Consider the following 15,291-nt stretch of genomic DNA (forward strand, 5'->3'; position numbering starts at 1 on the left):
GGCGTGCGAGCGCCGCGGGCGGAGACGACACAGCGACGACACTGCGGGGTGTCAGGATGACATTGTGTAGTCCCCGCTCACTCACGGTACCCAAACCGCGAATCGCCATGCACTCCGGTCAGCGGAAGGCGGCCTGGCCGGTGAGAGCCTGGCCGATGACCAGCTGGTGGACCTCGGAGGTGCCCTCGTAGGTGAGGACGGACTCGAGGTTGTTGGCGTGCCGCATGATCGGGTACTCGCCGCTGATCCCGTTCGCGGCCAGGATCGTCCGGCACTCGCGCGCGATGGCGATCGCCTCACGGACGTTGTTGAGCTTGCCGACGCTGACCTGCTCGGGACGCAGCGTCCCCTTCTCCTTCAGCCGGCCGAGGTGGACGGCGAGCAGGATGCCCTTGTTCAGCTCGACCGCCATGTCGGCGATCTTGGCCTGGGTCAGCTGGTAGCCGGACAGCGGCTTGTCGAAGACCGTCCGCTCGCCGGCGTACGTGAGCGCCGTCTCCAGGCAGTCGCGGGCCGCACCCATCGCGCCGAAGATGATGCCGAACCGGGCCTCGTTCAGGCAGCCGAGCGGACCGGACAGACCACGGGCCTCGGGCAACAGGGCCGACGCCGGCAGCCGTACGTCGTCCAGCACCAGCTCGGACGTGACCGACGCGCGCAACGACAGCTTCCCGGTGATCTCCGGTGCCGTGAAACCAGGCGTCGAGGTCGGTACGACGAAGCCGCGCACACCCTCGTCGGTCCGGGCCCAGACCACCGCGACGTCGGCCACCGAGCCGTTGGTGATCCACATCTTCGAACCGTTCAGCACCCAGTCGTCGCCGTCGCGCCGGGCGTTGGTGCGCATCCCGGCGGGGTTCGAGCCGAAGTCCGGCTCGGTCAGGCCGAAGCAGCCGATCGCCTCGCCGGCCGACATCCGCGGCAGCCACTCGGTCTTCTGCTCCTCGCTGCCGTACTTCCAGATCGCGTACATGGCCAGCGACCCCTGCACCGACACCAGCGAACGCATCCCGGAGTCGGCCGCCTCGATCTCCAGACAGGCCAGCCCGTACGCGACCGGACCGAGGCCGGCGCAGCCGTACCCGGTCAGATGCATGCCGAGGAAGCCGAGCGCACCCAGCTCCTTCGCCAGCTCCCGCGCCGGAATACTCGCGGACTCGAACCACTCGGGCAGCGACGGCCGCAGCCGCTCATCCGCGAACCGCCGGGCAGTCGCCCGTACGTCGACCTCCTCCTCGGTCAACAGCGAGTCCACGTCCACAAGATCCAGCGAAGCGGTCATAGGGCTCACGCTAGCCGGTACGGCGGGTATCCCGGAGCGGCACAGATCACTTGGACTGCTCGCTTCGCTCGCCATCCAAGCGATCCGAGGGATGCTGTGTTGTTTGGTTCACTCGCTTCGCTCGCTCACTTCCGGTACCAGGGCCACCACCAGTGCCGCTTGCGCGGGTGGCGGATGGTGAGCGAGCTGTGCCGGGCGCGGCCGGTGACGTAGAGGTGGACGCCGTTCGGAGCGGCGGCCGTGGCTTTGTTCTTCGCGGAGCTGCCGTGCAGGTCCACGTCGTCGATGGTGACCGACCAGCCCGGCGGGACGATCATCACGATCGAGCTGTGCTGGATGTCGGCCTGCACGTTCACCTCGGGCCAGTGGACCACTGCGTCGGTGAAGTCGAGCCGCACCGACGAGTGCTTCACCTGCGTCACCACGCGCTCCGGCACCTGCCAGGCCCCTTCGCGCTTCTGCGAACTGTGCGCGGCCTTGATCACGATCTCGGCCCGGTTGCTACCGGAGCGAACCGGCACCAGGTCGGCCGTCGCGTTCCGCAGCTCGAGCTGGGTCTTGGCCGAGTAGATCTGGGTCAGCCGCTCGTCCAGCTCCTGGAAATCCAGCCGCCCGTCGCTGTGTGCTTCCTGGACCACGGCGGCGGCACGCTCGCGGTCGTTGTCAGAGGCCCGATGACCGGGCGGCGGCTGCTCCAGACTCATTCCCCAAAGGTAGCGCCGCTACGGGTACCGGGTCCGCGCGGAGCGGCGGGCCAGGTCCAGGAACCTGCCGATCACCACGGACCAGGTCTGCTCCAGCTCGGCCGCATGCCGCTCGGCCGCCGCGACGACCTCCGCGGGATCGAACCCCCAGGACCGCAGCCGGTCGGGATCCCAGCTCCGCACCCGGTCGACAGTGACCTCGGGGTGGAACTGGACACCCCAGCTCCGGCCGATGCGCAGCATCTGGTGCGCGCAGCGGTCGCTCGACATCAACAGCACCGCCCCGGCCGGCAGCCGGGTGATCTGATCCTGATGGCTCTCGACCGCTCGCACGACGGCCGGCAGACCGGCGAGCAGCGGGTCGTCCTCGGCGCCGGGCACCAGGCGAAGCTCGGTCACGCCCTTCTCGGGCAGCCCGTACTTGCCGCGCACCTCACCGCCGAACGTGTGCGCCAGGAGTTGCGCGCCCAGGCAGATTCCCAGCACCGGTACGCGGTCCTGCTCGGTCGTCGCCCGCAGCAGCTCTCGCTCGGCCTTCAGCCACGGCGAGGCGTCGTCGGCGTCCGGCAGCATCCCGCCGCCCAGCAGAAGGAGCGCAGAGTGGCCGTCGACGTCGGAAGGAATCGGCTCTCCGGCCCAGGCGCGTACGACGACCGGGGTGAAGTCCCGCTCCTCCAGCCAGCCGAGCAAGCGGCCCGGACCACTGCCGGGATCGTTCTCGATGATCAACACCGTCATCGGGCGGCTGACAGCTGCAGACACAGTCGTCAACCGTAGACCACGACGGCACACCGCGAGCCGCCGTACTGCGGTGCCGGTTCCGCGATACTGAACTGCAGGCGTTGGCTGGGGGTGTGCTGATGGAGCCGATCAGTGGGTTCGTGACGGCCTCGGTCGGGGACGTGGCCTTCAACTTCGGCAAGGGCGTCGTGAGCGCGTTCCTCGGGGCGCGGCGCAAGTCCCGGCACGACAGGTCGGTGCAGCCGCAGCTGGACATGCTCGTGCACACACCTGGTCAGTACGAGCCGCTCTTCGTCCTGAACAGGACCGTGCCCGCGGTCGACAGGATGGTCGGCCTCCAACAGGCCAGTCCGGCTCCGCTGCTGACGGTGGAGTTCGTGCCGGGCGACACCCGTGCCGAGGCTCGCCTGACGGCCAACGATCCGGTGCTCATCACCATCAGCGATGTCAGTCACCCCGAGTTCGACGCTCTGGTGCTGACCACCACGCTGGGCGGTGCCGCGTCGGCCCAACTGCCGCCCGGGTTCTATCACGTGTCCGCAGTCGTGATCGACGCCGACGAGGACGTGCTGCTCGGGTACGGCGCTCAGAACAACCTCCGGCTGATCAGCGGAGACGATCTCATCGTCTCGCTGGCGATCTTCACGGAGGGAGTGGCAGAGGTGGCGTCGGCCTTGGTCACGGAGGCCGCGCCCCAGCCGGTGCTGGTGGGGCCTGACGGTGACGTCGTACCGCTCCTGGACCTCGTGCTGATCGGGCGAGCCTCTGACTGCGACCTGATCCTCGATCATCCGAAGGTCGACCGGCATCACGCGGAGCTGCTCCGGATCGACGGAGTCAGCTTCGAGTTGCGGGACCTCGGCTCGACCAACGGCACCTTCGTCAACGGTGTGCGGGTCGGTCGCCAGCTGGTCGGCGACGGCGACGAGATCCGCCTCGGAAGCTTCCGCCTCAGCCTCTATCTGGAGTGATCACACCGAATCGCTTCGTGGTGGCCTGACCTGGGACAATGGCTGGCGTGAATCCGCGAACCGTCGTCATCCTCGGCTCGACCGGCTCGGTCGGCACCCAGGCGCTGGAGCTGATCGGCCGGAACCGGGATCGGTTCCGGGTGCTGGCGCTCTCGGCCGGCGGCGACAACGTCGGTCTGCTCGCCGCGCAGGCGCTCGAGTTCGGCGTCGAGGTGGTCGGTGTGGCGAAGGCCACGGTCGCCCAGGACCTGCAGCTCGCCTTCTACGCCGAGGCGAAGCGCCAGGGCTACGCGCAGGGCGAGTTCCGGATCCCCAAGATCATCACCGGCCCGGACGCGTCCACCGAGCTCGCGGCGATGCCGTGTGACGTGGTTCTCAACGGCATCACCGGCTCGGTCGGACTCCGGCCGACACTCGCGGCCCTCGACGCGGGGACGACCCTCGCCCTCGCCAACAAGGAGTCGCTGGTGATCGGCGGCCCGATCGTGACCCGGCGGGTGAAGCCAGGCCAGATCGTGCCGGTCGACTCCGAGCACAGCGCCATCGCTCAGTGCCTGCGCAGCGGCACGGCCGACGAGGTACGGCGTCTGGTGGTGACCGCGAGTGGCGGGCCGTTCCGCGGCCGGTCACGAGCCGAGATGGCCGACGTCACCCCGGAACAGGCGATGAACCACCCGACCTGGGACATGGGCCCGGTGATCACGATCAACTCGGCCAACCTGGTGAACAAGGGCCTCGAGGTGATCGAGGCGCACCTCCTCTACGGGCTGCCGATGGATCGGATCGAGGTGGTCGTGCACCCGCAGTCGATCGTGCACTCGATGGTCGAGTTCGTGGACGGCTCGACCGTGGCTCAGGCCTCGCCGCCGGACATGCGGCTGCCGATCGCACTCGCCCTCGGCTGGCCCGACCGGATACCGGACGTCGCGACGCCCTGCGACTGGACCACTGCGGGCACCTGGGAGTTCGAGCCACTCGACAACGAGGCGTTCCCGGCGGTCCAGCTGGCCCGCGAGGCCGGTGCCCGCGGCGGGACCGCGCCGGCCGTGCTCAACGCCGCCAACGAGGTCTGTGTCCAGGCGTTCCGGGACGGGCGGTTGCCGTTCCTGGCGATCGTCGACACCGTGGCCCGGGTGGTGACCGAACACGACGTACCCTCATATGAGGAACTGTCCATCGACGACGTGCTCGCCGCGGACACCTGGGCTCGCGCCCGGGCCCGGGAGTTGACAGGCGTACAGGAGACCACGAAGGCATGACCGCGCTTCTCACCTTTATCGGCATCGTGCTGTTCGTGGCCGGCATCCTGATCTCGGTCGGGCTGCACGAGCTGGGTCACATGGTGCCCGCGAAGGCCTTCGGGATGAAGGTGACCCAGTTCTTCGTCGGCTTCGGCCGGACCGTCTGGTCCACCAAGCGCGGTGAGACCGAGTACGGGATCAAGGCGATCCCGGCCGGTGGGTTCGTCCGGATCATCGGCATGATGCCGCCGGCCAAGGGTGCGGACCCGAGCAAGGTCCGCAAGGCCAACACCGGACCGATCCAGTCGATGGTGGAGAACGCGCGATCGGCGGAGTACGAGACGATCGACCCGGCGGACGACGGCCGGCTGTTCTACCAGAAGGTGTGGTGGAAGAAGCTGATCGTGATGGCGTCCGGGCCGCTGGTCAACGTGGTGATCGCGTTCGTGCTGTTCGGCGGCCTGTTCATGCTGTACGGCGCCAGCGTCGCGCAGACGACGGTTGCCACCGTCACCGACTGTGTCATCCCGGCCTCCCAGGCGACCGCCGACCGCAAGTGCGAGCCGGCTGACCAGGTGTCGCCGGCCAAGACCGCCGGGTTCCAGGTCGGCGACCGGATCGAGTCCTTCAACGGCACCCAGATCACCAGCTGGGACCAGCTCACCCCGCTGATCCGGGCCAACACCGACAAGGCCGCCACGATCGTTGTCGAGCGCAACGGCCAGCCGGTGACCCTGCAGACGAACACGATCATCAACCAGGTCCGCGACGAGGCCGGGTCGGACAAGATCGTCTCGGTCGGGTTCCTCGGCGTCTCGCCGGAGATGAAGGTCGAGCGGCAGGACTTCGGCTTCGTGGTGGACAAGATGGGCGAGATGACCGTCGCCACCGTCAAGGCGATCGGCAACTTCCCGGAGAAGCTGGTCGGCGTGGCCAAGTCGATCGTCGGCGGCGACCGCGACGAGGACAGCCCGATGAGCGTGGTCGGCGCCAGCCGGGTGGCCGGCGAGATCGCCGCCAACCAGTCGATGACCGGCGGCGAGCGGATCGTGCTGGGGATCTCGCTGCTCGCCTCGCTGAACCTGTTCCTTGCCCTGTTCAACTTCATCCCGCTGCTGCCGCTGGACGGCGGGCACATGGCCGGCGCGATCTGGGAGGGCATCCGGCGCGGCTTCGCCAAGCTCTTCGGCCGGCCCGACCCCGGGTACGTCGACGTGGCCAAGCTGCTCCCGGTCGCGTACGTCGCGGCCAGTGTCATCGTCGTGATGGGCGTCCTGCTCGTCATCGCCGACATCGTCAACCCGATCAGGCTCTTCAACGGATAACGCACCACCCTCAACGGATAAAGGACCCATGAGCATCAACCTGGGCATGCCCGCGCTGCCGCCACCGACCCTCGCCCCGCGCCGCAAGACCCGCCAGATCAAGGTGGGCAAGGTGCTGGTCGGCGGTGACGCACCGGTGTCCGTGCAGTCGATGACGACGACGCTGACCTCGGACGTCAACACGACGCTGCAGCAGATCGCGGAGCTGACCGCTGCCGGGTGTGACATCGTCCGGGTCGCCTGCCCGTCCCAGGACGACGCGGACGCGCTGCCGGAGATCGCGCAGCACTCGCAGATCCCGGTCATCGCGGACATCCACTTCCAGCCGAAGTACGTGTTCGCCGCGATCGAGGCGGGCTGTGCGGCGGTCCGGGTGAACCCGGGCAACATCCGCAAGTTCGACGACCAGGTGAAGGAGATCGCGGCCGCGGCGAAGGACCACGGCACGTCGATCCGGATCGGCGTCAACGCGGGGTCGCTGGATCCGCGGCTGCTGAAGAAGTACGGCAAGGCGACGCCGGAGGCGCTGGTCGAGTCGGCCGTCTGGGAGGCCTCGCTGTTCGAGGAGCACGACTTCCACGACTTCAAGATCTCGGTCAAGCACAACGACCCGGTCGTGATGGTGCGTGCCTACGAGCTGCTGTCCGAGGCCGGTGACTGGCCGCTGCACCTCGGCGTGACCGAGGCCGGGCCGGCGTTCCAGGGCACGATCAAGTCGTCGGTCGCGTTCGGTGCGCTGCTGTCCAAGGGCATCGGCGACACGATCCGGGTGTCGCTGTCCGCGCCGCCGGTCGAGGAGGTCAAGGTCGGCCTGCAGATCCTGCAGTCGCTGAACCTGCGCGAGCGCAAGCTCGAGATCGTCTCCTGCCCGTCCTGCGGCCGCGCCCAGGTGGACGTCTACACCCTGGCCGAGCAGGTCACCGCCGGCCTGGAGGGGATGGAGGTCCCGCTCCGCGTCGCCGTGATGGGCTGCGTCGTCAACGGCCCGGGCGAGGCCCGCGAGGCCGACCTCGGCGTCGCCTCCGGCAACGGCAAGGGCCAGATCTTCGTCAAGGGCGAGGTCATCAAGACCGTCCCGGAGTCCGCCATCGTCGAGACCCTGATCGAAGAAGCCCTCCGCATCGCCGAAGAAATGGGCGAATCCACCGAATCCGGCGAACCCACCGTCACCGTCAGCTGAGACATCAAACTCGAAGGTGCTTCCTCCCGCCGGGAGGAAGCACCTTCTGTTTGAGTACGCTGGTGCCTGTCGGTACCGATCATTGGTGCGCGAATCCAGCAGATGATGGTGTCTGGCTCAGCGGCCAGTTGGTGTATGATCGCTACCATGACGCGCATCTCCGTGGACGTGAACGACGAGTGGCTGGACGCTGCTCGCGCTGAGCTCGGCACTGACAGCAAGGTGGAGACGATCAACGCGGCTTTGCGCGAGTTCGCCGCGCGCAAGCGGGCGCGAGATCTCATCGCGACACTCGATGACATCGAGTTGGATGTCAGCCGCTCGGCGGATACGTGGCGGTACGGTGGCGGGCGTGACCTGAGCCAGGTGGAGAAGGATGCCCGGGAGGAGCGCTCCGCATGATGGCGGGCGCAGCCTACCTGGCGGACACGACGGTCTTCGTCCTCCGTGGCCGACACGACGACGTGAAGCAGCGGTTCGACAGCCTGCTGATCGAGGGACGGCTGGTGTTCTGCCAGATGGTGCTCCTCGAATGCCTCAACAACGCCCCCGACCTCAAGTCGTACGAGCGGCTGTGGGCGACCTTGCACGGACAGCGGTGGGTGGACGTCACCGCTGCGGCGATGGATCGAGCACTGGATGTGCACCGGTCGCTTGCCAACAAGAGTCAGCACCGGGGCTTCAAGCTGCCGGATTTGATCATCGCCGCGACCGCAGAGTTGGCTGGGCTCACGGTCCTGCACTACGACGAGGACTACGACCGGATTGCCAAGATCACCGGGCAGCCGGTGGAGTGGGTTGCACCGAAGGGGTCGCTTTGAGCGGGACGAAGTACTTGGTGGTCAGTGCGGTCGCAGGTGAGGCGAAGTACATCCCTCGAGGGATTCCGGTGGTGGTGAGCGGGATTGGGAAGACTGCGGCGGCGGTGGCTACTGCTCGGGCTTTGGGGGAGCGGGACATCAGCGACCTGGTGGTGCTGAATGTGGGGACTACCGGGGCGTTGCGGGATGGGATGGCGGGGCTTTATCTGCCGTCGCGGGTGATCAATCACGACATCAACGCGGATGCGGTGCGGGCGTTGGGGGTTGACCCGCAGGAGGTGCTGGAGGTCGAGGGTGGGGACGGGACGGTGTTGGCGTCGGGGGATGTGTTTGTCACCGATCCGGTTGTGCGGGCGCGGTTGGCGGAGCGGGCGCAGTTGGTGGACATGGAGGCGTACGGCGTCGTCTACGCGTGCCGGGAGTACGGCGTACCGGTGCGTGTCGTGAAGCACGTGTCGGACTCGGCCGACGAGAGCGCCCTCGACTGGCCGGCTCTGGTGGACGCCAGCGCGAAGGTGCTGGGGGAGTGGGTCAGCGACTACGTCTCCTGAGATGCCAGCCATTCGAGTACGGCGATCTCACGCACCAGCCACCGCATCACCCCGACACCACCGGCTTGCACGGCCTGATTCGCGGCCAGCGCGTCATCCACTGACACCCACCGCGGCACCAGTTCCAGCTCGGCCTCGTAGCCTTCCAGCTCACGCGCAGCGCCGAGCGCGCCACCCGAGCACTCGAAGTAATGCGACGTCATCCGGAACACGTCGTACGCCGACTCGGCCGCCGGCACCTCCTCGATCGTCGAGCCCACTCCAGGGCCTACTGTGACATCGACCAGCCCGCACTCCTCGCGGAACTCCCGGCGCAGCGCGTCGGCATGCGATTCACCCGGCTCGACCCCGCCGCCGGGGAACTTGTAGTCGCCGTGCCGGGACGCGAGCAGTAGCAGCTCCCGGCCCCGGAACAGCACGCCGCGGACCGCGGTCCGCTCGATCACGCGACCGCCGGGGACGAGATCCGCTGAGCTGAACCGGCCGAGGAGCATGCGGACTATGCTGGCTTGACCTTGACCCTGGGGGCAAGGTTTAGCGTCGGGGTGAAGGAGGCGGAATGCGAATCAGCGATCTGGCGGCCGAGGCCGGAGTGACGGTCAAGGCGGTCCGGTACTACGAGGCGCAGGGACTGCTCAAGCCCCGTCGGGAGTCCAACGGGTACCGGGCATACGACGCCGAGGACGTGGTCGTCGTACGCGAGGTGAAGGCGTTGCTGTCCCTCGGGTTGACCGCGGAGCAGACGTACCCGTTCATCGAGTGCCTGCGGGCCGGCAATGAACGGGCCGACGTGTGCCCGGCGTCGCTGACGGCGTACCGGACCCGGATCGCCGAGGTGGACCGGCGGATCACCGAACTCACCGAACTGCGGGCCCGGCTGACCGACCTCCTGACCGATGCCGAGAGCTGGAGGACGAGACAACTATGAGTGGTTTGCAGTCGGTCGACGAAGCGACCTTCGACGACCTGGTGCTGGGCGCGGATCAGCCGGTGCTGGTGGACTTCTGGGCGCAGTGGTGCCCGCCGTGCCACCAGATCGCGCCGGTGCTCGCGCAGATCGATGCCGATCGCAACGACCTGACGGTGGTGAAGCTGAACTCCGACGAGAACCCGGCGATCTCGGCCCGCTACCGGGTGATGGCGCTGCCGACGCTGATGCTGTTCCACCGCGGTGAGGTGATCTGGTCGGTGGTCGGAGCCCGGCCGAAACACAAGCTGGTGAAGGAACTCGACGACGCCCTCCTGGCCGCCGTCTGACCCCGAGGCCCGGCCGGCGGGTGTCGACAGCACCCGTTGGCCGGGTTTCTTGTTTGGTAGCTGTCTAGGATGCTAGCATTCTAGACATGAGCGAGGATGGCGGTAAGAAGGCGCAGTTCAACGTGTATCTGCCGCCTGAGTTGATTCGCCGGGTGAAGCACAAGGCGATCGACGAGGCGGCGAGTCTGTCCGCGCTGGTGGAGCAGGCGTTGACGGAGTACCTGGACAAGCATGGGGAGGCCCGAGGATGAACGACGTGGTGATCCGGCCGCTGCGGTTCTCAGCGGATGTGGATGCGATGCGGGCGTTCCTGGAGACGCTGGGACTGCAGGCGCGGATCGAGTCCGAGCGCGGTGGCTGGGCGGTCCTGCTGGCCGGCCGCGGGGCGGTCTCGCTGCACGATGCCGCGACCAGTGACACCCGCAGCCCGTCCGGGCACACCAGCCTGACCTTCGAGGCGGAGGACATCGACGAGCTGAAGGAAACGCTCGAAACAGCCGGGTACGACGATGCGACCATCTGGGACGAGGCGTTCGGCCGCGTTCTGTCGGCCGCCAGTCCGGACGGGATCAAGCTGTGGATCGACGAACGCACCAAGGACCTGTACGGCTACAAGGTCCATCAGACGCGGCCGGACGAGCGATGGTCGGTGACGCCGGGCCTGTTCGGCGTTGATCAAGCCGCATGGGAGCGGCTCCTCGACGTGCTCGGCACCGATCAGCGGGTCCACTTCGGTCCTGGCTCGGAGTATGCGCTGCGGCTGGAGTTGACCACCACCGAGGATCTGGACGACGTACACCAGCGGCTCGTCGAGGCGGGGTACGAGTCGACGCGGACCGACCAGGGTCTCGAGGTTGTGGATCCGGACGGGCAGCTCGTGGTGGTGCACGGATGATCGCAGTACGCAGGGCCGAGGTCGGCGACGTCGACGCGGTGCGGGAGATCGGGGTGCGGACCTGGCCGGTGGCGTACGGCGGGTTGATCTCGGAGGAGTTCATCGCCGACGGGCTGGCGCAGTGGTGGTCGCCGGAGGCGGTCGAGTGGGTGATCCGGAACGGGATCACCCTGGTCGCGGCCGAGGGAGAGGACCTGGTCGGGATGGTCGGGCTCGGCCGGGAGGATGACTTCTGGGTGATGTGGAAGCTCTACGTGCTGCCCGACCATCAGGGCAAGGGCGTCGGCAAGGCCCTCCTGGACGCGGCGATCAAGGCGCTTCCGGAGGGTACGACGGAACTGCTGCTCGACGTCCTGGTCACGAACGAGAAGGCCATCGGCTTCTATCGGGCCAACGGATTCGGCGATGCTGTCAGGACACCCGACCGCGATCTCGGCGTCGAACTGATGTGGATGAGACTTGACCTCCAGACGAGTTGAAGTTGCAGAGTGCCCCGCATGACGACTCAGACGGCGCCGTTGCGGCTGCGGGACGATCCGGACTTCCGGCGGTACTGGCTGGCGCGGGTGCTGTCGTTCACCGGGTCGATGGTCACCGCGGTCGCGCTGCCGGTGCTCGTCTATCGGCTGAGCGGCTCGACCTTCCTGACCGCCCTGACGACAGCGCTCGAGGCAGCGCCGTACCTGCTGACCGGGCTGTTCGCCGGCGCTTTGTCGGACCGGTGGAACCGCCGGCGCGTGATGGTGTCGGCGGACCTGGTCAACGCGGTGCTGATCGGGTCGATCCCGGTCGCACATCTACTCGGCGTGCTGACCGTCGCGCAGGTGCTCGTGGTCGGGTTCGCGGTGCAGTCGGTGTACACGTTCTTCGACGGTGCGAACTTCGGTGCGCTGCCGGTGCTGGTCGGGCGGGCACGGGTGGCGCAGGCGAACTCGGTGGTCTGGACGGCGTCGAGCCTGATCGAGTTGTTCGTCCCTGCGCTCGCCGGTCTGGCGCTGGCGGTGCTGAATCCAGCCAGTCTGCTCGCTCTCGACGCGTTGAGTTTCGTCGCGTCCGCGATCGCCGTACGGGGGATCGTGCGGGCGATGTCGGAGCGGCGGGAGGGGCAGTTGCCGCTGCGGCCGCGGGTGATCTTCGCGGACATCGCGGAAGGGGTTCGGTTCCTGGTCCGGCATCCCGGGGTGCGGACGATGACGATCGTGGGCAGTCTGCAGTCGTTCGCCGGCGGTGGGTTCGTCGCGCTGATGGTGGTGTGGTGCGACCGGATCCTGCACGTCGGTACGTCGGGTGTGCGGTTCGGACTCGTGTGGGGTGCGTGGGGGATCGGTGGGCTGATCGCCGCGGTCGGTCTGCCGCGGCTGCTGAAGCGGATGCCGCCGGCCGCGATCACGCTCTACGCGCTGCCGATGTCGGCGGTGCTGGGGATCGTCACGGCGTTGATGCCGGGCTGGTGGCTGGCCGCACTCGCGTTGCTCGTGTGGGGTTCGGCGTACGTGCTGGTGATCGTCAACTCGATCTCGTACCGGCAGCAGGTGACACCCGAGCAGTTGCTCGGCCGGGTCAACACGGCCGGCCGGATGCTGTCGTGGGGAGTCGGCTGGACACTCGGCTCGATCACCGGCGGATTGCTCGGAAATCAGTACGGCATCCGGACCGCGATGGTCGTGATGGGTGCGTTCGGATTCGTCGCGGTGGCGGTCGCGTGGACGTCGCCGTTGCGCCGCATCGCGGCCGCGCACAACCCGGAGCACGACCCGTTGCACGCCTGAGGGACCAACATCCGCTAGGTTCTGCGCGTGGGCGTACGGGTTCTCGGTCCTCGTGACCTCGCGGCGGCGCGCGCGGTGATCGCCCGCGACCCGGTCGTCAACGTGTTCGTCGACAGCCTGGTGCAGGCGTCCGGACTCGATCCACGGCGCGGTGCCGAGGTCTGGGGGTACGTCGAGAAGGGCGTCCTCGAGGCACTGTGTCATGCCGGCGGCAACATGGTCCCGGTGGGCGCGGACGACGCGGCCCTGCGCGCGTTCGCGGCGTACGCGTTGCGCCGCGGCCGCAACTGTTTCCAGATCCTCGGCCCGGCCCGCGCTGTCGAACTGTTGTGGTCCACCCTCGAACCGCACTGGGGTCCTGCCCGTGAGGTGCGCGACGACCAGCCGTTCATGGTGATCGAGACCGGGCCGGCGATCGCACCGGATCCGCTGGTCCGGGCGGTCGAACCGGTCGAGCTGTCGGTCCTCTACCCGGCCTGTGTGGCGATGTACACCGAGGAGGTCGGCGTACCGCCGCAGACCGGGCCGGACGGGACGTTCTACCGGTCGCGGGTGGCCGAGCTGATCCGGGCCGGGCGGGCGTTCGCGCGGATCGAGGACGGCCGGGTGGTGTTCAAGGCCGAGGTCGGGTCGGTCGGGACCGGGGTCTGCCAGATCCAGGGGGTCTGGGTGGATCCGGAGTTCCGCGGCCGCGGGCTGGCCGCGCCGGGGATGGCGGCGGTGGTCGAGCTGGCCCGGCAGATCGCGCCGGTGGTGACGTTGTACGTGAACGCCTTCAACATTCCGGCCCGGGCGGCGTACGAGCGGGTCGGCTTCCGGACCATCGAGACGTTCGCGACGATCCTGTTCTGATACTGGGCGCTCACCGTGATCTCTCGGTGACGGCTGGTGGGGTTTGCTGATCTCTGCCCTGACCGGGGCGGTGGGGTGGGGAAAGTATGAAACCGCCCCGCCCAGCGGAAGGATCTGTCGAATGCGACGACTCGTCGTCTCTCTGTGCAGCTTTGCCCTCATCCTGGTGTCCTTGACCAGCCTGTCGTCGGCTGCCCCACCGGATGTCTCGTACTACTCGATGAAGCTGCCGGCCGGTCTGACGATCGGAGATCTCATCCGGGAGGGGTACGACGTCGGCCACGGGACCTTGATCGCGACGCCGTCCGAGGTGGAGCGGTTGCGCGCGCGTGGCGTCGTACTGGGGAAGACGGGCGACGTCTATCAGCCGGTACCGCGCTCGGAGCCAGGAGGTACGACGTACTACGGCGGGTATCGCACCACCGCCGGACACGAGCAGCACAACGCGACGGTCGCGTCGGAGCATCCGGATCTCGTGAAGCTGTATGACATCGGCGACTCGTGGAAGAAGGTGAGAGGCCAGGGCGGCCACGACATCCAGGCCCTGTGCATCACCAAGCTCGCGACCGGCGACTGCGCATTGAACAGCACGGGCAAGAAGCCGAAGTTCGTCCTGCACACGCAGATCCACGCGCGGGAGATCGCGACCGGTGAGATCGCGTACCGCTGGATCGATCTGCTCGTGACGTCGTACGGCGTGGACCCCGAGATCACCGCGTTGCTCGACACCCGGGAGCTGTGGGTGGTGCCGATCGCGAACCCGGACGGCGTGGACGTGGTCGCCTCGAACCCGAGCCGGCCGGTGCTGCAGCGCAAGAACGTCGACAACAGCGCGGGCGGCTGCCCGGCGGCCGATGCCGGTGTCGACCTGAACCGGAACTCGTCGTTCCAGTGGGACGTGCAGCAGGGCGGACCGTGTGACGAAACGTATCCGGGTGCGAAGGCGGTGTCCGAGCCGGAGACGGTCGCGATCCAAGGACTGCTGGACACGATCTTCCCTGATACCAAAGGGGAGGTGGGCGAGCCGGCTGCCGCGACCACGACCGGGGTGATGCTGAGCCTGCACAGTTTCGGCAACGACATCCTGGCGCCGTACGGCTACACGAACACGGACGCGCCGGACAAGGCGAAGCTAGTTGCTCTGGGCAAGAAGATGGGCGAGTTCACCGGATATCCGGTGTCGACCGGGGACGGCGGGGTCGGGTACTTCGCGCCGGGGGCGACCGACGACTGGCTCTACGGGACGCGCGGCGTACCGGCGTACACATTCGAGATCGGGCCGGCGTCCGGGGCCTGCGCGGGCTTCCTGCCGGCGTACTCATGTGTGTCGTCGACGTTCTGGCCGGCGCTGAAACCAGCGTTGGTTTATGCGGCGAAGGCTGCGGCGGCGCCGTATGGGAAGCTGCCTGTTACCTCTGGGTAACAACTCGGCTATGCTCCGTGGATGACTTCGCGGAGCAGGAGCACCACCGGTCTGGCCGTGCTGGCCTGCGCGGCCGGCTTGCTGCATCCGCGGACGCGGCGGGCGGCCGGACTGGTCAGCGCGGCCTTGCTGGTGGCGATCTTCCCGGCCAACGTGCAGATGGCGATGGACCTGCGGCGGAAGGGAACGGGGCCCGCGCAGGCGGTCGCGTGGGCCCGGCTGCCGCTGCAACTCCCGCAAATCCGGGCCGCGCTGCGCGCGTCGCGTGAGGGTCGCTGA

20 protein-coding genes are annotated in these 15,291 nt (G+C 68.1%); 16 read left to right on the plus strand and 4 right to left on the minus strand.

Annotated features, from left to right (window positions below):
* Positions 1–118 precede the first annotated feature (118 nt).
* The 3 genes from ACGFIF_RS04510 to ACGFIF_RS04520 form a co-directional block, all read right to left on the minus strand.
* Entirely contained in the window at positions 119–1,282 is a 1,164-nt protein-coding gene (locus ACGFIF_RS04510) for an acyl-CoA dehydrogenase family protein (protein WP_393151365.1), read from the minus strand.
* A 125-nt stretch (positions 1,283–1,407) separates the two neighbouring features.
* Positions 1,408–1,986, minus strand: a complete 579-nt coding sequence (locus ACGFIF_RS04515) for a DUF1707 domain-containing protein (protein WP_393151367.1) — start codon at positions 1,984–1,986, stop codon at positions 1,408–1,410.
* A gap of 18 nt (positions 1,987–2,004) precedes the next feature.
* Entirely contained in the window at positions 2,005–2,748 is a 744-nt protein-coding gene (locus ACGFIF_RS04520; RefSeq protein ID WP_393151369.1) for a type 1 glutamine amidotransferase, read from the minus strand.
* 98 nt (positions 2,749–2,846) lie between these two features.
* Here ACGFIF_RS04520 and ACGFIF_RS04525 point away from each other — a divergent pair, with 98 nt between their 5' ends.
* The 7 genes from ACGFIF_RS04525 (at position 2,847) to ACGFIF_RS04555 (ending at position 8,816) form a co-directional block, all read left to right on the plus strand.
* Entirely contained in the window at positions 2,847–3,698 is an 852-nt protein-coding gene (locus ACGFIF_RS04525) for an FHA domain-containing protein (protein WP_393151371.1), read from the plus strand.
* A gap of 38 nt (positions 3,699–3,736) precedes the next feature.
* Positions 3,737–4,957, plus strand: a complete 1,221-nt coding sequence (gene dxr / locus ACGFIF_RS04530; RefSeq protein WP_393151373.1) for a 1-deoxy-D-xylulose-5-phosphate reductoisomerase — start codon at positions 3,737–3,739, stop codon at positions 4,955–4,957.
* Positions 4,954–6,264: a M50 family metallopeptidase gene (locus ACGFIF_RS04535; protein WP_393151375.1), complete on the plus strand. Its 1,311-nt coding sequence runs from the start codon at positions 4,954–4,956 to the stop codon at positions 6,262–6,264. Before dxr ends, ACGFIF_RS04535 begins: the two co-directional genes overlap by 4 nt.
* Before the next feature lie 28 nt (positions 6,265–6,292).
* The gene (gene ispG / locus ACGFIF_RS04540) at positions 6,293–7,444 is read left to right on the plus strand and encodes a flavodoxin-dependent (E)-4-hydroxy-3-methylbut-2-enyl-diphosphate synthase (protein WP_393151377.1); all 1,152 of its coding nucleotides are present in this window, start codon (positions 6,293–6,295) and stop codon (positions 7,442–7,444) included.
* Between the two features lie 147 nt (positions 7,445–7,591).
* Positions 7,592–7,846, plus strand: a complete 255-nt coding sequence (locus ACGFIF_RS04545; RefSeq protein ID WP_393151379.1) for a type II toxin-antitoxin system VapB family antitoxin — start codon at positions 7,592–7,594, stop codon at positions 7,844–7,846.
* A complete protein-coding gene (locus ACGFIF_RS04550) occupies positions 7,843–8,265 on the plus strand; it encodes a PIN domain nuclease (RefSeq protein WP_393151381.1) in 423 nt (140 codons plus the stop codon). The genes ACGFIF_RS04545 and ACGFIF_RS04550 overlap by 4 nt, the downstream gene beginning before the upstream one ends.
* Positions 8,262–8,816 (plus strand): nucleosidase, encoded by a 555-nt coding sequence (locus tag ACGFIF_RS04555; RefSeq protein WP_393151383.1) that lies wholly within the window; start codon positions 8,262–8,264, stop codon positions 8,814–8,816. Before ACGFIF_RS04550 ends, ACGFIF_RS04555 begins: the two co-directional genes overlap by 4 nt.
* Here ACGFIF_RS04555 and ACGFIF_RS04560 read toward each other — a convergent pair.
* A complete protein-coding gene (locus tag ACGFIF_RS04560) occupies positions 8,804–9,310 on the minus strand; it encodes an NUDIX domain-containing protein (protein ID WP_393151385.1) in 507 nt (168 codons plus the stop codon). The two genes, ACGFIF_RS04555 and ACGFIF_RS04560, sit on opposite strands and share 13 nt — an antisense overlap.
* A 65-nt stretch (positions 9,311–9,375) precedes the next feature.
* Here ACGFIF_RS04560 and ACGFIF_RS04565 point away from each other — a divergent pair, with 65 nt between their 5' ends.
* From ACGFIF_RS04565 to ACGFIF_RS04605, 9 genes are all read left to right on the plus strand, one after another.
* Positions 9,376–9,744, plus strand: a complete 369-nt coding sequence (locus tag ACGFIF_RS04565) for a MerR family transcriptional regulator (RefSeq protein WP_393151387.1) — start codon at positions 9,376–9,378, stop codon at positions 9,742–9,744.
* Positions 9,741–10,073 carry a thioredoxin gene (gene trxA, locus ACGFIF_RS04570; RefSeq protein ID WP_393151389.1) on the plus strand — a complete coding sequence of 111 codons (333 nt, stop codon included), beginning with the start codon at positions 9,741–9,743 and terminating at the stop codon, positions 10,071–10,073. The genes ACGFIF_RS04565 and trxA overlap by 4 nt, the downstream gene beginning before the upstream one ends.
* 86 nt (positions 10,074–10,159) lie before the next feature.
* Positions 10,160–10,324 (plus strand): CopG family transcriptional regulator, encoded by a 165-nt coding sequence (locus tag ACGFIF_RS04575; protein ID WP_393151391.1) that lies wholly within the window; start codon positions 10,160–10,162, stop codon positions 10,322–10,324.
* The gene (locus tag ACGFIF_RS04580) at positions 10,321–10,968 is read left to right on the plus strand and encodes a VOC family protein (RefSeq protein ID WP_393151393.1); all 648 of its coding nucleotides are present in this window, start codon (positions 10,321–10,323) and stop codon (positions 10,966–10,968) included. The genes ACGFIF_RS04575 and ACGFIF_RS04580 overlap by 4 nt, the downstream gene beginning before the upstream one ends.
* Entirely contained in the window at positions 10,965–11,447 is a 483-nt protein-coding gene (locus ACGFIF_RS04585; protein ID WP_393151395.1) for a GNAT family N-acetyltransferase, read from the plus strand. Before ACGFIF_RS04580 ends, ACGFIF_RS04585 begins: the two co-directional genes overlap by 4 nt.
* A gap of 18 nt (positions 11,448–11,465) precedes the next feature.
* Entirely contained in the window at positions 11,466–12,737 is a 1,272-nt protein-coding gene (locus ACGFIF_RS04590) for an MFS transporter (RefSeq protein WP_393151397.1), read from the plus strand.
* Positions 12,738–12,764: 27 nt separating this feature from the next.
* Positions 12,765–13,589 (plus strand): GNAT family N-acetyltransferase, encoded by an 825-nt coding sequence (locus ACGFIF_RS04595; protein WP_393151399.1) that lies wholly within the window; start codon positions 12,765–12,767, stop codon positions 13,587–13,589.
* A gap of 121 nt (positions 13,590–13,710) precedes the next feature.
* Positions 13,711–15,012, plus strand: coding sequence for a M14 family zinc carboxypeptidase (locus tag ACGFIF_RS04600; RefSeq protein WP_393151401.1), 1,302 nt, complete (start codon positions 13,711–13,713; stop codon positions 15,010–15,012).
* Between the two features lie 21 nt (positions 15,013–15,033).
* Positions 15,034–15,291: a hypothetical protein gene (locus tag ACGFIF_RS04605; RefSeq protein WP_393151403.1), complete on the plus strand. Its 258-nt coding sequence runs from the start codon at positions 15,034–15,036 to the stop codon at positions 15,289–15,291.

It is taken from the genome of Kribbella sp. NPDC049174, assembly GCF_043197365.1.
Lineage (GTDB): Bacteria > Actinomycetota > Actinomycetes > Propionibacteriales > Kribbellaceae > Kribbella.

Coding starts and splice junctions, on each gene's coding strand:
- ACGFIF_RS04515 (WP_393151367.1), bottom strand. CDS start 1,986: ATGAGTCTGGAGCAGCCGCCGCCCGGTCATCGGGCCTCTGACAACGAC.
- ACGFIF_RS04600 (WP_393151401.1), top strand. CDS start 13,711: ATGCGACGACTCGTCGTCTCTCTGTGCAGCTTTGCCCTCATCCTGGTG.
- trxA (WP_393151389.1), top strand. CDS start 9,741: ATGAGTGGTTTGCAGTCGGTCGACGAAGCGACCTTCGACGACCTGGTG.
- dxr (WP_393151373.1), top strand. CDS start 3,737: ATGGCTGGCGTGAATCCGCGAACCGTCGTCATCCTCGGCTCGACCGGC.
- ACGFIF_RS04585 (WP_393151395.1), top strand. CDS start 10,965: ATGATCGCAGTACGCAGGGCCGAGGTCGGCGACGTCGACGCGGTGCGG.
- ispG (WP_393151377.1), top strand. CDS start 6,293: ATGAGCATCAACCTGGGCATGCCCGCGCTGCCGCCACCGACCCTCGCC.
- ACGFIF_RS04565 (WP_393151387.1), top strand. CDS start 9,376: ATGCGAATCAGCGATCTGGCGGCCGAGGCCGGAGTGACGGTCAAGGCG.
- ACGFIF_RS04575 (WP_393151391.1), top strand. CDS start 10,160: ATGAGCGAGGATGGCGGTAAGAAGGCGCAGTTCAACGTGTATCTGCCG.
- ACGFIF_RS04580 (WP_393151393.1), top strand. CDS start 10,321: ATGAACGACGTGGTGATCCGGCCGCTGCGGTTCTCAGCGGATGTGGAT.
- ACGFIF_RS04545 (WP_393151379.1), top strand. CDS start 7,592: ATGACGCGCATCTCCGTGGACGTGAACGACGAGTGGCTGGACGCTGCT.
- ACGFIF_RS04550 (WP_393151381.1), top strand. CDS start 7,843: ATGATGGCGGGCGCAGCCTACCTGGCGGACACGACGGTCTTCGTCCTC.
- ACGFIF_RS04590 (WP_393151397.1), top strand. CDS start 11,466: ATGACGACTCAGACGGCGCCGTTGCGGCTGCGGGACGATCCGGACTTC.
- ACGFIF_RS04560 (WP_393151385.1), bottom strand. CDS start 9,310: ATGCTCCTCGGCCGGTTCAGCTCAGCGGATCTCGTCCCCGGCGGTCGC.
- ACGFIF_RS04605 (WP_393151403.1), top strand. CDS start 15,034: ATGACTTCGCGGAGCAGGAGCACCACCGGTCTGGCCGTGCTGGCCTGC.
- ACGFIF_RS04525 (WP_393151371.1), top strand. CDS start 2,847: ATGGAGCCGATCAGTGGGTTCGTGACGGCCTCGGTCGGGGACGTGGCC.
- ACGFIF_RS04535 (WP_393151375.1), top strand. CDS start 4,954: ATGACCGCGCTTCTCACCTTTATCGGCATCGTGCTGTTCGTGGCCGGC.
- ACGFIF_RS04510 (WP_393151365.1), bottom strand. CDS start 1,282: ATGACCGCTTCGCTGGATCTTGTGGACGTGGACTCGCTGTTGACCGAG.